The sequence below is a fragment of the Variovorax glacialis genome (genome assembly GCF_051216375.1).
In the GTDB taxonomy this organism is placed as follows: domain Bacteria; phylum Pseudomonadota; class Gammaproteobacteria; order Burkholderiales; family Burkholderiaceae_C; genus Variovorax.
Genome location: NZ_JBPJZT010000005.1, coordinates 62,990 through 80,848, shown reverse-complemented (window position 1 = coordinate 80,848; position 17,859 = coordinate 62,990). Strand labels below are relative to the sequence as shown.

Below are 17,859 nucleotides of genomic sequence, written 5' to 3'. Positions count from 1 at the left end.
GTGAGCAAGCCTGGGGGCGAGCCTCATTTCGTCCCGAAGATGCGGTCTCCCGCGTCGCCGAGGCCCGGCAGGATGTAGCCGTGGCTGTTCAACTCGCGGTCAATCGCGGCGGTGTAGATCGGCACATCGGGATGCGCATCCTGCATCGTCTTCACGCCTTCGGGGCAGGTCAGCAGGCAGACGAACTTGATGGATTTAGGGTTGAGTTCCTTCAAACGCTCCACCGCTGCAACGGCCGAATTGCCCGTCGCCAGCATCGGATCGACCACGATCGCGTCGCGCTCTTCCATGCCGCCGGGCATCTTGAAGTAGTACTCGACGGCGGTGAGCGTCTTCGGGTCGCGGTACAGGCCGATGTGCCCGACGCGCGCACCCGGAATCACGCTCAGCATCCCGTCCAGGATGCCGGTGCCGGCACGCAGGATCGACACCAGCACCACCTTCTTGCCGTCGATGACCTTGGCGTGCATCGTCTCGAGCGGCGTCTCGATCTCGATGTCCTGCATCGCCATGTCGCGCGTGACCTCGTAGGCCATGAGCATGCTGATCTCGTTGAGGAGCCGCCGGAAGCTGTTGGTGCTGGCCTCCTTGCGGCGCATCAGCGTGAGCTTGTGCTGGACGAGGGGATGGTCGACGAGGTGGACGTTGCTCATGAGTGGTCGAGAAGCGGCTGGGCGTTCTTGTCGTTGTGGAAAAGGTGGTGGAGTCTAGAAGACGGTGCCGTCGCTTTCGATACGCAAGGGTGGCGCACCCTCACGCAAGCGTTGTGCCATCACGCGGCCGGCCGCCCAGGTGCCGCCTTCGAGCACGCGGGCGAGCGGCAGGTCTTCGTCGGTGCGGCCGAGCACCTTGCGCACGCGCGGCGCCAGTTCGTCGAGCAGGGCGACGGTCAGTGCACGCCATTCGACGATGAATTCGTCGCTCACTTTCCAGTCGCGCTGGAGGAAGGCCGGGTCCTTGGGCACGATCATGCCGCTGTCGATGAGCAGGCCGCCGTTGCGGTACTCGGGCAGGGCGGTCAGCGCTTCGAGATGGCGCACCTTGACCCCGGCCCATTCGAAGGGTTCCAGCATCGAATAGGTGAGCCACTGCGACAGCTTGTGGAAGGGCATCCAGCCGTTGGTCAGCCCGGGGCCGCTCACCGCGCTGTGGCGCCAGCAGTCGCCCAGCGCATGCGCCGGGTTGCCGGAGCCGATGGTGTCGCTGCCGTCGGCGGCGATGCTGTCGATCGAATTGGAAGCCGGCCAGATGCCGGCGAGCGATTCGAGCAGGAGCGAGAGGATCTCGTGCGCGGTGATCTCGGCGGTCGGCGGCGCGGCAGGCCCGTAGGGTCCGACCAGCGCATCGAAGATTCCGCCCGGCCGTCCGTCGTCGCCGAAGACTTCCGGCTGCTCGCTCATCGCTTCGCCCAGCCGGCGCAGCAGGGTCGCGCGGCCCGCCAATCCGACCAGCGGGTTGACCGCATTGACCTGGAAGGCGTCGCCCAGCCGGTCGGTGACGAGCGCGCGCAGTCCGGCGGCGTCGGCCTGAAGGGGCTGTGCGGGATTCGACGAGAACAGGCCGCTCGTGAAGGCATGGAAGCTCGCGACGCCGAGCCCCTCGGAGCGCGTGAAGCGCTGGCCCGTGGCGGCCTCGACGTAGTGCCAGTCGGGGCCGGCGCCGGCATCGAGCAGCACGCTCACCAGCACGAGGTCGATGTGGGCGCGGGCGCGTTGACGCGCGTCGGCCTTGCCTAGCAGTTCATCCAGCATCTTGGGCCGGTTCAGGCCACCCGCCTCGAAGTGACGCCAGCGGCTGTGGTACGGGATGGGGCTCCACGGGTAGCGGTCGCGCGTCACTTCGCCCACGGTGCGCGCGGTGTCTTCCATCGCGTCGTCGCCGCCGATCGTGAACCACCGCGACTCGCCCGCGCGTGCCCGGGCCAGCAGTGCTGCCGCACGACTACGCACCGCCTGGGTCGTGCGCAAGTACGCGGCTGCGCCGGCGGGGTGCTCGGTGTCCGGCACGAATTCCGCGGCGGGGTCGACGTGCCCTTCGGCGTCAGCGCTGCGGACCGCAGGATTGTGCGTGGGTCGTTCCGGATCCAACCCGTAGTTTTCCTTTGTCATTGGTCCAGCTTCCGGCCCTTGGCCTTCTTGAGTTCCTCCGCGTCCGGCACCACGCCGGGCGTGAAGTAGCCGGCGGCCATCTTGGCGTCCATCTCGACACGGGCGTCGGCCGGGATCAGTTCGTCGGGGATGTTCACGCGCGTTCCGATTTCGATGCCGGAGCCGGTGATGGCGTCGAACTTCATGTTGCTCATCGACACCAGGCGGTGGATCTTGCGGATGCCGAGCCAGTGGAACACGTCGGGCATCAGTTCCTGGAAGCGCATGTCCTGCACGCCGGCCACGCACTCGGTGCGCGCGAAATACTGATCCGCCGTGTCGCCGCCCACCTGGCGCTTGCGCGCGTTGTAGACGAGGAACTTGGTCACTTCGCCGAGCGCGCGGCCTTCCTTGCGCGAATAGGCGATGAGCCCGACGCCACCGCGCTGCGCACCCTGGATGCACTCCTCGATGGCATGCGTGAGATAGGGCCGGCAGGTGCAGATGTCGGAGCCGAACACGTCGGAGCCGTTGCACTCGTCGTGGATGCGCGCCGTGAGCTCGACGTCCGGGTTGGCGAGATCACGCGCGTTGCCGAAGATGTAGAGGGTCTGGCCGCCGATCGGCGGGAGGAACACTTCCAGGTCGGAGCGCGTCACCAGCTCGGGGTACATGCCGCCCGTTTCCTCGAAGAGCACACGGCGCAGGTCCGTCTCGGAGCAGCCGAAGCGCTTGGCGACCGCGGGCAGGTACCACACGGGCTCGATCGCCGCCTTGGTGACCATTGCCGCACCGCCGGCCGTCAGGAACTTACCGTCGGCCTTCAGCCGGCCTTTCTGCAGGGCCTCGATGACCTCCGGCAGGATCACGTGCGCCTTGGTGACCGCGATGGTCGGGCGGATGTCGTAGCCGGCCGCGAGTTCGCCGGAGAACACGTCGGCCACCACGGCGCCCCAGGGATCGAGCGAGACGATCTTGCCGGGCTCGCTCCATTGCGGATAGGGGCCGATGGCGTCGGTCGGTGCCGTGTTGGTCAGGTCGGCCTTGTGGTTCGGCGACAGCGCCCCCGAGGCCACCGCCAGCGCACGATAGACACTGTACGAGCCGCTGTGCGTACCGATCACGTTGCGATGCGCGCGCTTGGTGGTGGTGCCGACCACCGGGCCCCGCTCAGCCGCGGTGGCCGCGCCCCACTGGATCGGCAGCGCACCGAAGCCGCCTGCATGCGAGGTCAGGCGGATGTGGCTGCGCTGGGGGGCTGAACCGGGATAGACCGGCGAGATCGAGACCGACTCGGGCGGCGCGGCGGCAGGGGAGGGCTCGGGAGACGTGGAGGAAAGCGAAGGGGAAGATGGAGTCGGAACGGTGTCAACAGACATTGCAGGCCCTCAAAAACCGCAATGTACCGAGGGCTCCCACAACTGGCAAGCCGGGGCGTACGCCATTCGCCGTAAGCGCCACGGGGTCCGCGCGGGCGGCACAATCCGCCGGAAATTCTTTTTGTGGACGCGCCTGTAACCGGCAGAACCGAAAGCACGAATGACCAAGGAGAGCCCGCTGGCGAAGAGCGATGCGGAGCGCGGGCTGCGCGACCTCTTCGTGCGCGGCCTCGACGGCGACGCCGCGGCCTACCGTGCGTTCCTGCAGAAACTCAGCGCGCACCTTCGCGCGTTCCTGGGCCGGCGCCTGTTCGGCTGGCCCGATGAAGTGGAAGATCTCGTTCAGGAATGCCTACTCGCGATGCACAACCAGCGCCATACCTACCAGAGAGACCAGCCCCTCACGGCCTGGGTGCATGCGATCGCGCGCTACAAGATGATCGACCTGCTGCGCGCCAAGGCGGGCCGCGAGGCCTTGCATGAGCCGCTGGACGACGACCTCGCGGTCTTCGCTGAATCCGCCACCGAGGCGAGCGATGCGCGCCGCGACCTGGCCGGCCTGCTGGACACCTTGCCGGACCGGCACCGGCTGCCCATCGTGCACGTGAAGCTCGAAGGCCTCTCGGTCGCGGAGACCGCCAGGCTGACCGGCATGTCGGAATCGGCGGTCAAGGTGGGCATCCATCGCGGGTTGAAGGCGCTCTCCCAGAAGATCAAGGAGGTGGCCCGGTGAAGACCGACGATCTCGTCGACATGCTCGCCGCGGGTTCGGCGCCGGTGCCGCGGCGTTCGGCTTCGCGCCGGCTGCAGGCGGCGCTGCTGGTCAGCGTGCCGTTGTCGCTCGCCTGGATGCTGTCCGCGTTCGGCCCGCGCCGCGACCTGATCGAGATGATGTTCTGGCCGATGTTCTGGGTGCGGCTGCTGTTTCCGATCTGCGTGGCCATCGCGGGCTACGTGATCGTCCAGCGGCTTGCGCGGCCCGGCGTGCGCGTCCGCAAAGCCTGGCTGGGCATTGCGGTGCCGTTGCTGGTCCTCTGGGGGCTGGCGGCGATGGTGCTGATGTCGTCGCCCGCGGAGGAGCGCCCGACGCTCGTCATGGGGCAGACATGGCGCGTCTGCACGCTGAACATCGCGATGATTGCACTGCCGGTGTTCGTGGCCGTGCTGCTGGCACTGAAGGGACTCGCGCCGACGCGCCTCGCGCTGGCCGGTGCCGCAGCGGGCGCGATGGCCGGCGGCGCTGGGGCTGCCGTCTATGCCCTGCATTGCCCTGAACTGGCGGCGCCGTTCGTGGCGGTCTGGTACGTCGCGGGCATCGCGTTGCCGGTGGTTGCGGGCGCCCTGATCGGGCCGAGGGTCCTTCGCTGGTGAATCCGAGCCGGCTTCAGTCCGGCAAGGGCAGGGCGCTGGTGCACTTGAACTCGTCGAGGCAGACGCTGGAGCGCACCCCGTCGACGCCCGGCAGGCGCATCAGTTTGTCGATCAGGAATTGCGACAGCCCCTTCAAATCACGTGCGATGACCTTGATCACGAAGTCGTAGTCGCCGGTGATCGAATAGCACTCCAGGACCTCCGGCAGGTCGGTCACCACGTCGGTGAATTTCGACATGTCCCGGATGTGGCCCTTTTCCATCGCGACGAGGATGAAGGCCACGACGTGCAGGTCCAGCCTTGCGGCGTCCAGGCGCGTCTCGTAGCGCGCGATGAATCCCGCTTCCTCCAGCCGCTTGTGGCGGCGATGGCACTGCGCGGGCGAGAGGCCGGCGGCCGCGGCCACCTCCAGGTTGGACGCGCGCCCGTGCTCCTGCAGGAAGCCGAGGATCTTGCGGTCGACGCGGTCGAAATCGGGCTCTTGCAAGTTCATCTCCTTGTTGGGTGATAAAGCGAAATTATCTTTCGCTTCCGAGGGTTCGCCCCGACGCCGGATGAAAGCAGATTGTTCGTGCGAAAAATCACACTTAGTCCCATGGAACGCGGCTCATCGTCGCCGACCTGGCAGGCGCCCGATCGGGGCGTCTCGCGAAATTGAACCCTGCCGACTATTTCTCATCAGGACTCCAAAGTGCAATATTCTTTCTTGCGTTCCTCCTTGACCCTGCTTGCCGTCGCGCTTGCCGGCGCTGCCGCTCCCAGCCATGCCACCGACAAGACCGTATCGGTCGCAGTCACCTCGATCGTCGAACACAAGGCGCTCGATGCCGTGCGGGACGGCGTCAAGGACGAACTGAAGTCCGCCGGCTTCGAAGCCGGTAAGAACCTGAAGTACGAATACCAGAGCGCGCAGGGCAACAACGGCACGGCGGCGCAGATCGCCCGCAAGTACGTGGGCGAACGGCCGGACGTGATCGTCGCGATCGCCACGCCGTCGGCCCAGGCCGTGGTCGCCGCCAGCAAGGAAATCCCGGTGGTCTACAGCGCGGTCACCGACCCGGTCGCCGCCAAGCTGGTGAAGGGCTGGGAGGCTTCGGGCACCAATGTCACAGGCGTGTCCGACCTGTCGCCGCTGGACAAGCACCTCGAACTCATCAAGCGCGTGGTGCCCAACGCCAAGCGCGTCGGCGTGATCTACAGCCCGGGCGAAGCTAATTCGGTCTCGATCATCGAAGCGCTGAAGAAGGCCATGCCGGCTGCCGGCATGACGCTGGTGGAAGGCGCCGCCGCACGCACGGTCGACGTGGCCGGTGCGGCGCAGAGCCTGGTCGGCAAGGTCGACGTGATCTACGCACCCACGGACAACAATGTGATGTCGGCGTTCGAAGGCATCGTCAAGGTGGCGCAGCAGGCCAAGATCCCGGTGGTCGCGGCGGACACCGATGCGGTCAAGCGCGGTGCCGTCGCGGCGCTGGGCCTCAACTACTACGACATCGGCCACCAGACCGGCAAGATCGTCGTGCGCATCCTCCAGGGCCAGGCGCCGGGAACGATCGCTTCGCAGACCAGCAGCACCTTCGAACTGCACGTCAATCCGGGGGCCGCGCAAAAGCAAGGCGTGACGCTGTCGGATGAATTGCTGAAGTCCGCGCAGGTCGTCGTCAAGTAAGCAGGCATCGCCAACATGTCGCTCATTGCTTCCCTCGGCGCCATCGAGATCGGCCTGATCTTCGGACTGGTCGCGCTGGGTGTCTTCCTGTCCTTCCGCATCATCAACTTCCCCGATCTCACGGTCGACGGAAGCTTCCCGCTGGGCGGGGCCGTGGCCGCGGCGCTGATCGTGGCGGGCTGGAATCCGTTCGCCGCGACGGCGGCGGCCATCCTGGCGGGCGCGCTCGCCGGCTACCTCACCGCATGGCTGAACGTGCGGCTGCGCATCATGCAGCTGCTCGCCAGCATCCTGGTGATGATCGCCCTCTACTCGGTGAACCTGCGCGTGATGGGCAAGCCCAACATCGCGCTCATCGACGAGCCGACGGTCTTCAGCATGGTCGCGTTCGGCGGCATGCCCGACTACGTGCTCAAGCCGCTGGTGCTGCTGGTGATCGTGGTCGCGGCGAAGCTGCTGCTCGATCTCTTCTTTGCGTCCGAGGCGGGGCTGGCGATGCGTGCCACGGGCGGCAATCCGCGGATGGCGCGGGCGCAGGGCATCTCGACGGATCGCCAGACGGTGTGGGGCCTCGCCTTGTCCAACGGGCTGGTGGCGCTGGCCGGCGCCCTGTTCGTGCAGAGCCAAGGCGGCGCGGACATCTCGATGGGTATCGGCACGATCGTGGTCGGCCTCGCGGCGGTCATCATCGGCGAGACCATCCTGCCGGCGCGCAGCCTGATCGTCACGACGCTGGCCTGCGTGCTCGGGGCGGTGCTCTACCGCTTCTTCATCGCGCTTGCGCTGAACAGCGATTTCATCGGCCTGAAGGCGCAGGACCTGAACCTGGTCACCGCCGTGCTGGTCGCTTTCGCGCTGCTCGTCCCGGGCTACAGGCGGAAGCTGGCCGGGCTCATGCCGGGCGCTCGCCGCATCGCTGCGGCGCCCACTGTCAAGGAGGCTCGCTGATGTTGCACGCCAAAGGTTTGGAGATCGCGTTCAATCCCGGCACCCCGATCGAGAACCGGGTGCTGCGAGGTCTGGACCTGAAGATTCCGACGGGGCAGTTCGTCACCGTCATCGGCTCGAACGGGGCCGGCAAGTCGACCTTCCTGAATGCCGTCAGCGGCGACCTGATGGTCGATCGCGGCAGCATCCGCATCGACGAGGAAGACGTCACGCGCCGCCCGGCGTGGGAGCGTTCGAACCTCGTCGCCCGTGTCTTCCAGGACCCGATGGCCGGCACCTGCGAGGCGCTCACGATCGAGGAGAACATGGCGCTGGCGTGGAAGCGCGGTGCGCGCCGCACCTTCGGCTTCTCGCTGACGCGAAGCCTGCGCGAACTCTTCCGCGAGAAGCTCAGCATCCTCAACCTCGGACTCGAGAACCGGCTGGCAGACCGCATGGGGCTGCTCTCCGGCGGACAGCGGCAGGCCGTCAGCCTGCTGATGGCATCGCTGCAGCCGTCGCGCATCCTGCTGCTCGACGAGCACACGGCGGCGCTCGATCCGAAGACGGCCGCCTTCGTGCTCGAACTGACCGCGCGCATCGTCGAGGCCGGCAAGCTCACGGCCATGATGGTCACGCATAGCATGCGCCAGGCGCTCGACTACGGCACGCGCACGGTGATGCTGCATGAAGGCCGAGTAATCCTGGACGTCAAGGGCGCCGAGCGCGCAGGCACGGATGTCCCCGACTTGCTGCACATGTTCGAGAAGACCCGCGGCGAAAAACTAGATGACGACAAGCTCTTGCTGGCCTGAAACCGACACCCAATAACTGAAAGATCGAGATGAAAGAACTGTTGAATCGCTTCGAGAACAAGGCCCCCGAGATCGTCTTCGAGTGGCACGACGCCGAGACGCCGGCCAAGGGCTGGGTCGTGATCAATTCGCTGCGCGGTGGCGCTGCGGGCGGTGGCACGCGCATGCGCGCCGGGCTCGACCGGCGCGAGGTCGAGTCGCTGGCAAAGACCATGGAGGTCAAGTTCAGCGTCTCCGGGCCCGCCATTGGCGGGGCCAAGTCGGGCATCGACTTCGACCCGGCCGACCCGCGCAAGAACGACGTGCTGCGCCGCTGGTACAAGGCGGTGACGCCGCTGCTCAAGAGCTACTACGGGACCGGCGGCGACCTGAACATCGACGAGGTGCACGAGGTGATTCCGATCACCGAGAGCTACGGCCTGTGGCATCCGCAGGAGGGTGTGGTCAACGGGCATTTCGCGCCGAGCGACAGCGAGCGCATCCAGAAGGTCGGGCAGCTTCGCATGGGCGTGGCCAAGGTCGTCGAGGACCGGCTCTACTCGCCGGACATCACGCGCAAGTACGTGGTGGCCGACCTGATCACGGGCTGGGGCGTGGCGGAATCGGTGTTGCACTACTACCGGCTCTACGGGGGGCAGGTCGCCGGCAAGCGCGTCATCGTACAGGGCTGGGGCAATGTGGGCTCGGCCGCCGCGTACTACCTGGCGCAGGCCGGCGCGCGGGTGGTCGGCATCATCGACCGCGAGGGCGGGGTGCTGAATCCGGAGGGCTTCACGCTCGAACAGGTGCGTCAGCTCTTTCTCGAGAAGAAGGGCAACCAGCTTTCGGCCAAGTACATGCTGCGCTTCGACGAGATCAACGAGCTGGTCTGGAGCGCAGGTGCCGAGGTCTTCCTGCCTTGCGCCGGTTCGCGGCTGGTGACGCAGGCGCAGGTCGATGCGCTCGTCAAGGGCGGCCTCGAAGTGGTGGCCAGCGGCGCCAACGTGCCGTTTGCCGATCGCGAGATCTTCTACGGCCCGATCTACGAGAAGGCGGATTCGCAAGTCGCGGTCATCCCGGACTTCATCGCCAATTGCGGGATGGCGCGCGCCTTCGCGTTCCTGATGCAGGACGATGCCGAGATTTCCGATGCGGCGATCTTCAGCGATGTGTCCGCCACGGTGGCCGCGGCGCTGGAGCGTTGCCATGCACGCTCCAGCGCACGGTCCGGCATTGCGCGCACGGCTTTCGAGAACGCGCTGACGGAACTGGTCTGAGGGCGGTGGCGGCTCAGCGCTTCTTCGCGCCGAAGATGCCGCCGAGCACGCCGCGCAGGATTTCCTTGCCCATCGTGGTGCCCATGGTGCGGACGGCGGACTTGGCCATGGTCTGCGCCAGTCCGTCGTGCTTGCCGCCGCGCGGCCCGGTCGTGCCGAAGAGGATCTCGTTGAGGCTGCCCATCACGCCGCCGGATTCCTGCGTCGCGGCCGTGCCCGCTCCGGCCTTTCCGGTGATGGTGGGCGCGTCCGGCGCCGTCTCGGAGCGCCCCTTCAGCTTTTCGTAGGCCGATTCGCGGTCGACCGTCTTCTCGTACACGCCGGCGACCAGCGAGTTCGCGATCAGCGCCTGGCGCTGCGCCGGCGTGATCGGCCCGATCTGGCTGCCCGGCGGCAGGACGTACACCCGCTCGGTGATGGTCGGGCGCCCCTTGTCATCGAGAAAACTGACCAGCGCCTCGCCGACGGCCAGCTCGGTGATGGCCTTTTCGATGTCCAGCCCAGGCTTCTGCCGCATCGTGGTTGCCGTGGCCTTGACGGCCTTCTGGTCGCGCGGCGTGAAGGCCCGCAACGCATGTTGCACCCTGTTGCCTAGCTGGGCGAGCACCGAATCCGGGATGTCCAGCGGGTTCTGCGTCACGAAGAACACGCCCACGCCCTTGGAGCGCACCAGCCGCACCACCAGCTCGATGCGTTCGACGAGCGCCTTGGGCGCCTCGTTGAACAGCAGGTGCGCCTCGTCGAAGAAGAACACGAGCTTGGGCTGGTCCGGATCGCCGATTTCGGGCAGGTGCTCGAACAGTTCCGACAGCAGCCACAGCAGGAAGGTCGCGTAGAGGCGCGGCGAATTCATCAGCTTGTCGGCCGTGAGGATGTTGATCACACCCTTGCCGCCTTCGGTCTGCATGAAGTCGGCGATGTTGAGCATCGGCTCGCCGAAGAACTTGTCGCCGCCCTGGGACTCGATCTGGAGCAGGCCGCGCTGGATCGCGCCCACGCTCGCGGCGCTGATGTTGCCGTACGTGGTCGTGAACTGGCTCGCGTTGTCGCCGACGTGCTGCAGCATCGCGCGCAGGTCCTTGAGGTCGAGCAGCAGCAGGCCGTTGTCGTCCGCGATCTTGAAGACGAGGTTCAGTACGCCGGCCTGGGTCTCATTGAGGTTCAGCATGCGGCCCAGCAGCAGGGGCCCCATGTCGGACACGGTGGCGCGCACCGGATGGCCCTGTTCGCCGAATACGTCCCACAGCGTGACGGGGCAGGCGAGGGATTCGGGCTGGTCCAGGCCCCGCTCCTTGAGCGTGGCGGCCAACTTGGCGCCGATGCTGCCTTTCTGGCTGACGCCGGTCAGGTCGCCCTTGACGTCGGCCATGAACACCGGCACCCCGATGCTCGAGAGCTTTTCGGCGATGGTCTGGAGCGTCACGGTCTTGCCGGTGCCGGTCGCGCCGGTGATGAGACCGTGGCGATTCGTCAGGCCCGGCAGCAGGCTGCATTCGATGGCGTCGTGGCGGGCGATCAGCAAAGGGTCGGCCATGGTGGTTTCCGGTCGTTGGGACAGGAGTCAGTCTAGCGAAGCCGGCCTCCTATAATCGCGACCCCGTGCGATAGTTCCTATTACGTTCCCGGAGTTTTCTTTTGTCATCGACTGCCCATTCCCCCATTCCCGCCGCCGGCGACGCATCCGAACAGTCACCTCTCGAGAATGAATTGGCCGTCCTCCTGGTCGAATCGCTCAATCTGGAGGTCGCTCCGGCCGACATCGTGCCGACGGCACCGCTCTACGGGGAAGGACTCGGCCTCGATTCGATCGACATCCTCGAGGTCGCGCTCGAGGTTTCCCGCAAGTACGGGTTCCAGTTGCGTTCGGACGACGAGCGCAACCAGCAGATCTTCTCGTCGCTGCGCAGCCTTGCCACCCACGTTGCGCAGAATCGGGCTTCCTGATCCATGTCCCGATGGCGCCTGGCGCTCCTGCTGCTGGCGGGAGTGACCTATGCCTGCCTTTCCCACTGGATGATGCTCTACCACGCGGCGGAGCCGTGGGCGCTCGCCGTGCTGCTGGGCCCCCTGTGGCTGACCGCGCTGGGCATCGCAGGTAGCCGCTTCGGCAACTGGGGGCTGGCGCTGGCCGGCCTTGGCGGCGTGGCCTTGTTCGTGCTCGTGCTGCGTGGCGAGGCCGGCGATCCGAACCGGATCTACATGTTCCAGCATGTCGCCATCAATGCCTTGCTGTGCGGATGGTTCGGCGGCTCGCTGCGCAGCGGACGGCTGTCGCTCATCGGCCAGTTCGCCGAGCGCGTGCACCCGCTGTCGCCGGCCATGCTGACCTATACCTCGCACGTCACGACGGTCTGGACGCTGTATTTCGCCGCCATGGCCGTGGCCTCCGTGGTCGTCTATGCGACCCTCCCGTTCGCCACTTGGTCGGTGCTGGCCAACCTGCTGACGCCGGTGATGATCGGCGCGCTCTTCATCGGCGAGTACCTGCTGCGCTATCGGCTGCATCCCGAATTCGAGCGCTACCGGCTGATCGATGCGGTGCGTGCCTTCTACAGCGGGCCGGTGGATCGCGCGGCCCGGCATTGAACCGGATTTCACGGTGAGTTTCATCCCCTCTCTGCCGCTACTGGCCGATCGCGACCTGGATCAGCCGCTCGCCTGGCGCTCCGGCGTGCCCGTCAGCGCGCGCGAATTCCTCGCGGACGTCGAGCGCCTCGCGCCGCGCCTGCTTCCGGGCGGACCGGTCGTGAACCTGTGCGGCGATCGCTACGCCTTCGCCGTGAGCCTCGCGGCCGCCCTGGTGCGCGGCGAAACAAGCCTGCTCCCGCCGGACGCCCGGCCCGACACGCTGGCCCGCGTGCATGAGATCGGCGACCCGGCCTTCGCGGTGACCGACGACACGCACGTCGAAACCCCCGGCCTGCCGCGCGTGCTCGTCGAACGCGAGCCCGCCGCAGCCGGCGCGGCCGATGCGAACGTGCCCCTGATCGCGCGCGACTTGCACGCCGTGAGCCTGCTGACCTCGGGATCGACCGGCGCGCCACAACCGCATGCCAAGACCTGGGGCACGCTGGTCGGCGATGTGCAGGCGGCGGTCGGACGGCTGTCCAGCCTGCTCGGGCGGCCCTCGCTGGCCGGCCTGACGCTGGTCGCGACGGTGCCCGTGCAGCACAGCTATGGCCTGGAGTCGTCCGCGCTGCTGGCGCTGCTCGGTGGCGCCGCCTTCGACAGCGGCCGTCCCTTCTTCCCGGCTGACGTCGCGCAGGCGCTGGCCTCGGTGCCGCAGCCTCGCGCGCTGGTGACCACGCCGTTCCACCTGAAGACGCTGCTGCTTTCCGGCATCGCCTTGCCGCCGGTGGAGCTGATCCTGTCGGCCACCGCGCCGCTGTCGCCGCAGCTTGCCGCGCAGGCCGAGCAGGCCATGGGCGGCATGCTGATCGAGATCTACGGCAGCACCGAATCGGGCCAGGTCGCGACGCGCCGTCCGACACAGAGCGAAGTCTGGGAGACCTTCGGCGAGATCCGCGTGCACGCCGAGCACGGCGACGACGGCGGGGAGCGCTTCATCTTCGAAGGCGATTTCATCCCCGAGCCGACGCCGATGGCCGACGTGCTGGAACTCGTCGACGAGCGCCGCTTCCGGCTGCTGGGCCGTGCCAACGACCTGATCCACGTCGCGGGCCGGCGCAGTTCGCTGGGCTACCTCAACCATCATCTCAACAGCATTCCCGGTGTCGAGGACGGCGCCTTCTGGCTGCCGGACGACGTCGCCGACGGCGTGGTGCGTCCGGTGGCCTTCGTCGTGGCGCCGACGCTCGACGCGCACGCCATCATCGCGGCGCTCCGCGAGCGGCTGGAAGCGGTCTTCGTGCCGCGCCGGGTGGTGCACGTGGCGGCGTTTCCGCGCGAGGGCACGGGCAAGCTGACCGTGCGATCGCTGCGGGAGTTCGCGCTCGCGCATCTGGCCTCGGACACCACGCCCGTGCAACTCACGCGCGAAGTGCCGGAGGACCATCCCGCGTTCGCCGGCCACTTTCCCGGCCAGCCCCTCATGCCCGGGGCGCTGCTGGTGTCCGAGGTGCTTGAAGCCGTGCGCAGCGTTCCGGCGCTTGCCGGGCGTATCGGCTCGCAACCCACGCTGGCCGCCGCCAAGTTCCTGGCGCCGGTGCGCCCGGGCAGCACGCTGGTGATCGATCTCATCCCTGAAACCGGCGCATCGCGGGGATTGCGTTTCGAAGTGCGTTGCGGCGACGTGATCGCGGTCAGCGGGCGATGGACACCCGGCGCCGGCGCGCAGCCGTGAGCGCCGCGCGGCTGCCCGAAGGCGTTCGCACCGCGGTGCGAAGCACGGGGGTGACAGAGTGACAGAGGACCGGTCGCCCGACGCCGGCGACCTGAAAGCCCGCAGGGCCGAATGGTCGCGCGCGCCGGAGCGCAGCAACATGCTGGCGCTGCGCGTGATCTGCTGGATCGCGATCCAGTGCGGCCGACCCCTGACGCGCCTGATCCTCCATCCGATCTCGCTCTACTTCCTGCTGTTCTCGCCCACGCCCCGGCGGCACATCAAGCGCTACCTGTTCCGCGCCATCGGCCCGAAGGCCGGGCGGAGCGACGGGTATCGCCTGCTGCATGCGTTCGCATCGACGGTGCTGGACCGCCTTTATTTCCTGCGCGGACGGCTGGACCTGTTCGACATCCGCGTCTATGGCAACCAGCCGGTCGAGGCCGAGACGAACGCCGGACGAGGGGCCTTCATGCTCGGCGCGCACGTCGGCAGCTTCGAAGCCGTGGGTGCGACCACGAACCACAGCGCCGCCCCCGACCACCTGCGCGCCGCGATGGTGATGTACCCGGACAACGCGCAGCAGATCAACGCGGTGCTCGACGCGATCAGCCTTCCGGGCTTGCGGCCGCACATCATCGCGCTGGGCCGGCCGCATTCGATGCTCGACCTGCGCGACTGGCTCGATGGCGGCGGACTGGCCGGGCTGCTCGCAGATCGCACGCTGGCCGGACCCGAGGAAGCGGGACAGCAGCGCGGCAGCAGCATCGAAATCCCATTTCTGGGCAAGCCGGCGCTGTTCAACGATGGACCGTTCCGGCTCGCGGCCCTGCTGCGGCGCAAAGTGTTCTTCATGGCGGGGCTTTACGCAGGCGGCGCCCGCTACGATGTGCTGTTCGAGCCGCTCGCCGATTTCAGCCAAAGGGTGAGCGATCCTGCCGAGCGAGAACGGCGCATCCGCGCTGCGCTGGAAAGCTACGTGGCCCGGCTCGAGGCGCTGTGCCGGGCCTACCCGTACAACTGGTTCAACTTCCATGACTTCTGGCTCGAAGATTCGGTTTGACCGCTGGTGCAGGGCCTTGCTGGCGGCGCTCGCCTTGTCGGCCTCGTCGGCCTGGGCCTTCGACCTGCAGGAACTGATGGCCTTGCTGGCACAGCAGAAGAGCGGCGAAGCGAAGTTCACCGAGCAGCGCTTCGTGCACGGCCTGGAGGGGCCGCTGGAGGCGAGCGGGGCGCTGAGCTTCACTGCGCCCGACAAGCTCGTGCGCCGCACGCTCACGCCGCGCCCGGAGAGCATGAGCGTGGAAGGCAACACCCTGACCTTGTCGCGCGGCGGTCGGACCCGCACGGTGCAACTGGACAGCATGCCGGAACTGCAAGGCCTGGTCGAGGCCATGCGCGGCACGCTGAGCGGCAATTCGCAGGGCCTGCAGCGCTACTTCCGAAGCACGCTCTCGGGCTCCGCCAGCAACTGGGCGCTCGACCTGCAGCCGGTCGACGAACGCCTCGCGGCCCAGGTGCGCAGCATGCGGCTGAGCGGGCGGGGCGGCGAGGTGCTCGGCATCGAGATGGAGTTCATCGGTGGCGATCGCTCAGTGATGAACATTACGCCCGAACGCGGTGCCGGGGGGGCGGCGCGGACGCCTGCCCGTTCCGCGCCGTGACACCCGTCGCAGCCAGGTTCGATCGTCGCCGCGCCGCACTGGCGCTGGGCATCTGGCTGGCGCTGCTGCTCGCCGGCATCGTCCTGATCGCGCGCACCCATTTCAGCGCAGACCTCTCGGCCTTCCTGCCGGCGAGCCCCGATGCGCGGCAACGCGTGCTGATCGAGCAACTGCAAAGCGGCATCGCGTCGCGCACCATCTTCATCGGCATCGAGGGCGGCAAGGATGCGGCGCAGCGCGCAGCGGTGTCGCGCGCCGTGGCCGCGTCGATGCGCGAGAGCAAGCTGTTCGACCAGGTCCAGAACGGCGACACCAGCGACTGGAAGGACGCCGGCACCTGGGTCTTCGACCACCGCTACCGGCTGTCTCCCGCCGTGACGCCGGAGCGCTTCACCGCCGAGGGGCTGCGCGATGCGATCGTCGACAGCCTGTCGATGCTCGGCACCCCCGCCGGCAACGCGCTCAAGCCGCTGCTGGAACGCGATCCGACCGGCGAGACGCAACGCATCGCCGAGGGCCTGATACCGGCAAGCGCGCCGCGCAGCGAGGAGGGCGTCTGGGCGTCGCGAACGGCGCCGCGCGCGCTCATCCTCGCGACGACGCACGCGCCCGGCAGCGACCTCGATGCGATCGCCTCGGCCATCGCGCGCGTGCAGGACGCCTTCGATGCTGCGACGCGGAACCTGGCAGGCGCGGGGCCGCGGCTGCAGATGACCGGCGCGCCTGTTTTCTCCGTGCAGAGCCGCGACCAGATCAAGAGCGAGGCGATCCACCTGGCCGTCGTCGGCGGCTTCGTCATGGGCGCGCTGCTGCTGCTGGCCTTCGCATCGCCGCGCGCGCTGGTGATCGCGCTGCTGCCTGTCGCCACTGGCGTGGTCGCCGGCACGGCCGCGGTCAGCCTGGTGTTCGGCGGCGTGCACGGCCTGACCATGGGCTTCGGCAGCACCCTGATCGGCGAGACCGTCGACTACGCGATCTACTACCTGATCCAGGCGCGCGGCGCGGCCGTGCCGGGCACCGGCTGGCAGCGTTGGCGCGACATCCACTGGCCCACGGTGAGGCTGGGCCTGCTGACCTCGGTCTGCGGCTTCGCGGCGCTGGTGTTCTCGGGATTTCCGGGGCTTGCCCAACTCGGCGTGTTCTCGCTCGCCGGGCTGATCGCCGCGGCGCTCGTCGCGCGGCACGTGCTGCCGGTGCTCGCCCCGGACGGCGCGACCGGCATGGGCATGCGCAAGCAGATGGCGCAGGTTGCCGGCGTCCTCATGCGTGCGTTGCCGCGACTGCGCTACGTGTTCGCGGCGCTCGGCGTTGCTGCCCTGGCGCTGGTGATCTGGCAGGGCGGCCACCTCTGGCGCGCCAACCTCGGCGCGATGAGCCCCGTGCCGAGGGCGGCCCAGCAACTCGACGCCGAACTGCGCGAGGACATCGGCGCGAGCGACGGCGGCACGCTGATCGTGGTTCGCGGCGCGGACTTGCAGGCGGCCCTGCGCAACACCGAAGCCGCCGGCGCCCGTCTCGATGCGCTCGTGGACAAGGGCGATCTCGCCGGATTCGAAACCGTTGCCCGCCTGTTGCCCAGTGAGGCGGCGCAGGCGGCACGCATCGCGAGCCTGCCCGATGCCCAGGTGCTGCATACCCGGCTCGCCGAAGCGACCCGTGGCCTGCCGCTGCCGGCGACGCGCCTCGAACCTTTCATCGCCCAGGTGCAGGCCGCGAAAACGCAGCCGATGATCCAGCGCGCCGACCTGCGCGGCGGTCCGCTCGATGCGGTGGTCAGCGCGCTGATGTTCGAGCGGCAGGGCGGTGGGTGGTCGACGCTGATCTCCCTGCATCCGGGTGCCAGCTTCGACGACGCGCGACTCGCCTCGGCGCTCGATGGCCTGCCCGACGTGCAGGTCGTCAATGTCGGCCAGGAGCTTTCCAGCCTCTACACGCGCTACCTGCACGAGGCATTCGTGCAGGTCATGCTGGGCGCGCTGGCGGTGGTTGTGTTGCTCGCCGTCTACCTTCGGTCCGGGCGCCGGCTGCTGGCCGTCTGTCAGCCGCTGGTGATGGCGGTGGTGCTCACGCTGGGCGGGATGGCCGCGCTGCAGGTGCCGCTGGGCATCCTGCACCTGGTGGGGCTGCTGCTGATCGTGGCCGTCGGATCGAACTACGCGCTGTTCTTCGACCAGTTGCGTGAAACCGGGCGCGCCGACGAGGACACGCTGGCATCGCTGATGCTGGCCAACCTGACGACGGTCGTCTCGTTCGGCCTGATCGCCATTTCCAACATTCCGGCGCTTTCATCGATCGGCCGGGTGGTTGCGCCCGGCGCCTTTCTTGCGCTGCTGCTGTCGGCCGCATTCGTGCGCGCGTCGGCCCCGATGGCCCCGAAGCGGGACTGATGGGAAAATCCGCCCAGCCGCG

17 protein-coding genes are annotated in these 17,859 nt (G+C 68.0%); 12 read left to right on the top strand and 5 right to left on the bottom strand.

The window, feature by feature from the left end:
* Positions 1-23: 23 nt before the first annotated feature.
* The 3 genes from upp to ACSFBL_RS15005 are packed head-to-tail and all read right to left on the bottom strand — an operon-like array spanning position 24 to position 3,466.
* Positions 24-653: a uracil phosphoribosyltransferase gene (upp, locus tag ACSFBL_RS15015; protein WP_286367663.1), complete on the bottom strand. Its 630-nt coding sequence runs from the start codon at positions 651-653 to the stop codon at positions 24-26.
* 54 nt (positions 654-707) lie between these two features.
* The gene (locus tag ACSFBL_RS15010) at positions 708-2,108 is read right to left on the bottom strand and encodes a URC4/urg3 family protein (RefSeq protein ID WP_435516588.1); all 1,401 of its coding nucleotides are present in this window, start codon (positions 2,106-2,108) and stop codon (positions 708-710) included.
* Complete coding sequence (locus ACSFBL_RS15005; protein ID WP_435516587.1) at positions 2,105-3,466, bottom strand: GTP cyclohydrolase II; 1,362 nt, start codon at positions 3,464-3,466, stop codon at positions 2,105-2,107. Before ACSFBL_RS15005 ends, ACSFBL_RS15010 begins: the two co-directional genes overlap by 4 nt.
* Positions 3,467-3,626: 160 nt before the next feature.
* Between ACSFBL_RS15005 and ACSFBL_RS15000 the strand changes: the two genes are divergently transcribed.
* Positions 3,627-4,199: a sigma-70 family RNA polymerase sigma factor gene (locus ACSFBL_RS15000; protein WP_435516586.1), complete on the top strand. Its 573-nt coding sequence runs from the start codon at positions 3,627-3,629 to the stop codon at positions 4,197-4,199.
* Positions 4,196-4,837, top strand: a complete 642-nt coding sequence (locus ACSFBL_RS14995) for a DUF1109 domain-containing protein (protein WP_435516585.1) — start codon at positions 4,196-4,198, stop codon at positions 4,835-4,837. Before ACSFBL_RS15000 ends, ACSFBL_RS14995 begins: the two co-directional genes overlap by 4 nt.
* Before the next feature lie 13 nt (positions 4,838-4,850).
* On the opposite strand, the gene ACSFBL_RS14990 is transcribed toward ACSFBL_RS14995, so the two are convergent.
* Positions 4,851-5,330 (bottom strand): Lrp/AsnC family transcriptional regulator, encoded by a 480-nt coding sequence (locus ACSFBL_RS14990; RefSeq protein ID WP_435516584.1) that lies wholly within the window; start codon positions 5,328-5,330, stop codon positions 4,851-4,853.
* 198 nt (positions 5,331-5,528) lie between these two features.
* Between ACSFBL_RS14990 and ACSFBL_RS14985 the strand changes: the two genes are divergently transcribed.
* Genes ACSFBL_RS14985 through ACSFBL_RS14970 form a run of 4 tightly spaced genes read left to right on the top strand, consistent with a single transcriptional unit; the run spans position 5,529 to position 9,504 of the window.
* On the top strand, positions 5,529-6,506 hold the full coding sequence (locus ACSFBL_RS14985; RefSeq protein ID WP_435516583.1) for an ABC transporter substrate-binding protein: 978 nt from the start codon (positions 5,529-5,531) through the stop codon (positions 6,504-6,506).
* Positions 6,507-6,521: 15 nt separating this feature from the next.
* The gene (locus ACSFBL_RS14980) at positions 6,522-7,454 is read left to right on the top strand and encodes an ABC transporter permease (RefSeq protein ID WP_435516582.1); all 933 of its coding nucleotides are present in this window, start codon (positions 6,522-6,524) and stop codon (positions 7,452-7,454) included.
* Positions 7,454-8,248 carry an ABC transporter ATP-binding protein gene (locus ACSFBL_RS14975; protein ID WP_435516581.1) on the top strand — a complete coding sequence of 265 codons (795 nt, stop codon included), beginning with the start codon at positions 7,454-7,456 and terminating at the stop codon, positions 8,246-8,248. The genes ACSFBL_RS14980 and ACSFBL_RS14975 overlap by 1 nt, the downstream gene beginning before the upstream one ends.
* Positions 8,249-8,277: 29 nt before the next feature.
* A complete protein-coding gene (locus tag ACSFBL_RS14970; RefSeq protein ID WP_435516580.1) occupies positions 8,278-9,504 on the top strand; it encodes a Glu/Leu/Phe/Val dehydrogenase dimerization domain-containing protein in 1,227 nt (408 codons plus the stop codon).
* A 13-nt stretch (positions 9,505-9,517) separates the two neighbouring features.
* Here ACSFBL_RS14970 and ACSFBL_RS14965 read toward each other — a convergent pair whose 3' ends face one another.
* Positions 9,518-11,038 carry a helicase HerA-like domain-containing protein gene (locus ACSFBL_RS14965; protein ID WP_435516579.1) on the bottom strand — a complete coding sequence of 507 codons (1,521 nt, stop codon included), beginning with the start codon at positions 11,036-11,038 and terminating at the stop codon, positions 9,518-9,520.
* Positions 11,039-11,139: 101 nt separating this feature from the next.
* Here ACSFBL_RS14965 and ACSFBL_RS14960 point away from each other — a divergent pair, with 101 nt between their 5' ends.
* From ACSFBL_RS14960 to ACSFBL_RS14935, 6 genes are read left to right on the top strand one after another with little or no spacing between them, the layout of a single operon-like run.
* Complete coding sequence (locus tag ACSFBL_RS14960) at positions 11,140-11,448, top strand: phosphopantetheine-binding protein (protein WP_435516578.1); 309 nt, start codon at positions 11,140-11,142, stop codon at positions 11,446-11,448.
* A 3-nt stretch (positions 11,449-11,451) separates the two neighbouring features.
* Complete coding sequence (locus ACSFBL_RS14955) at positions 11,452-12,090, top strand: COG4648 family protein (protein WP_435516577.1); 639 nt, start codon at positions 11,452-11,454, stop codon at positions 12,088-12,090.
* A 13-nt stretch (positions 12,091-12,103) separates the two neighbouring features.
* Complete coding sequence (locus tag ACSFBL_RS14950) at positions 12,104-13,807, top strand: AMP-binding protein (protein WP_435516576.1); 1,704 nt, start codon at positions 12,104-12,106, stop codon at positions 13,805-13,807.
* Positions 13,808-13,865: 58 nt separating this feature from the next.
* On the top strand, positions 13,866-14,849 hold the full coding sequence (locus ACSFBL_RS14945; RefSeq protein WP_435516575.1) for an acyl-CoA synthetase: 984 nt from the start codon (positions 13,866-13,868) through the stop codon (positions 14,847-14,849).
* The gene (locus ACSFBL_RS14940) at positions 14,821-15,450 is read left to right on the top strand and encodes a LolA-related protein (RefSeq protein ID WP_435516574.1); all 630 of its coding nucleotides are present in this window, start codon (positions 14,821-14,823) and stop codon (positions 15,448-15,450) included. Before ACSFBL_RS14945 ends, ACSFBL_RS14940 begins: the two co-directional genes overlap by 29 nt.
* Positions 15,447-17,837 (top strand): MMPL family transporter, encoded by a 2,391-nt coding sequence (locus ACSFBL_RS14935; protein ID WP_435516573.1) that lies wholly within the window; start codon positions 15,447-15,449, stop codon positions 17,835-17,837. Before ACSFBL_RS14940 ends, ACSFBL_RS14935 begins: the two co-directional genes overlap by 4 nt.
* Positions 17,838-17,859: the final 22 nt, after the last annotated feature.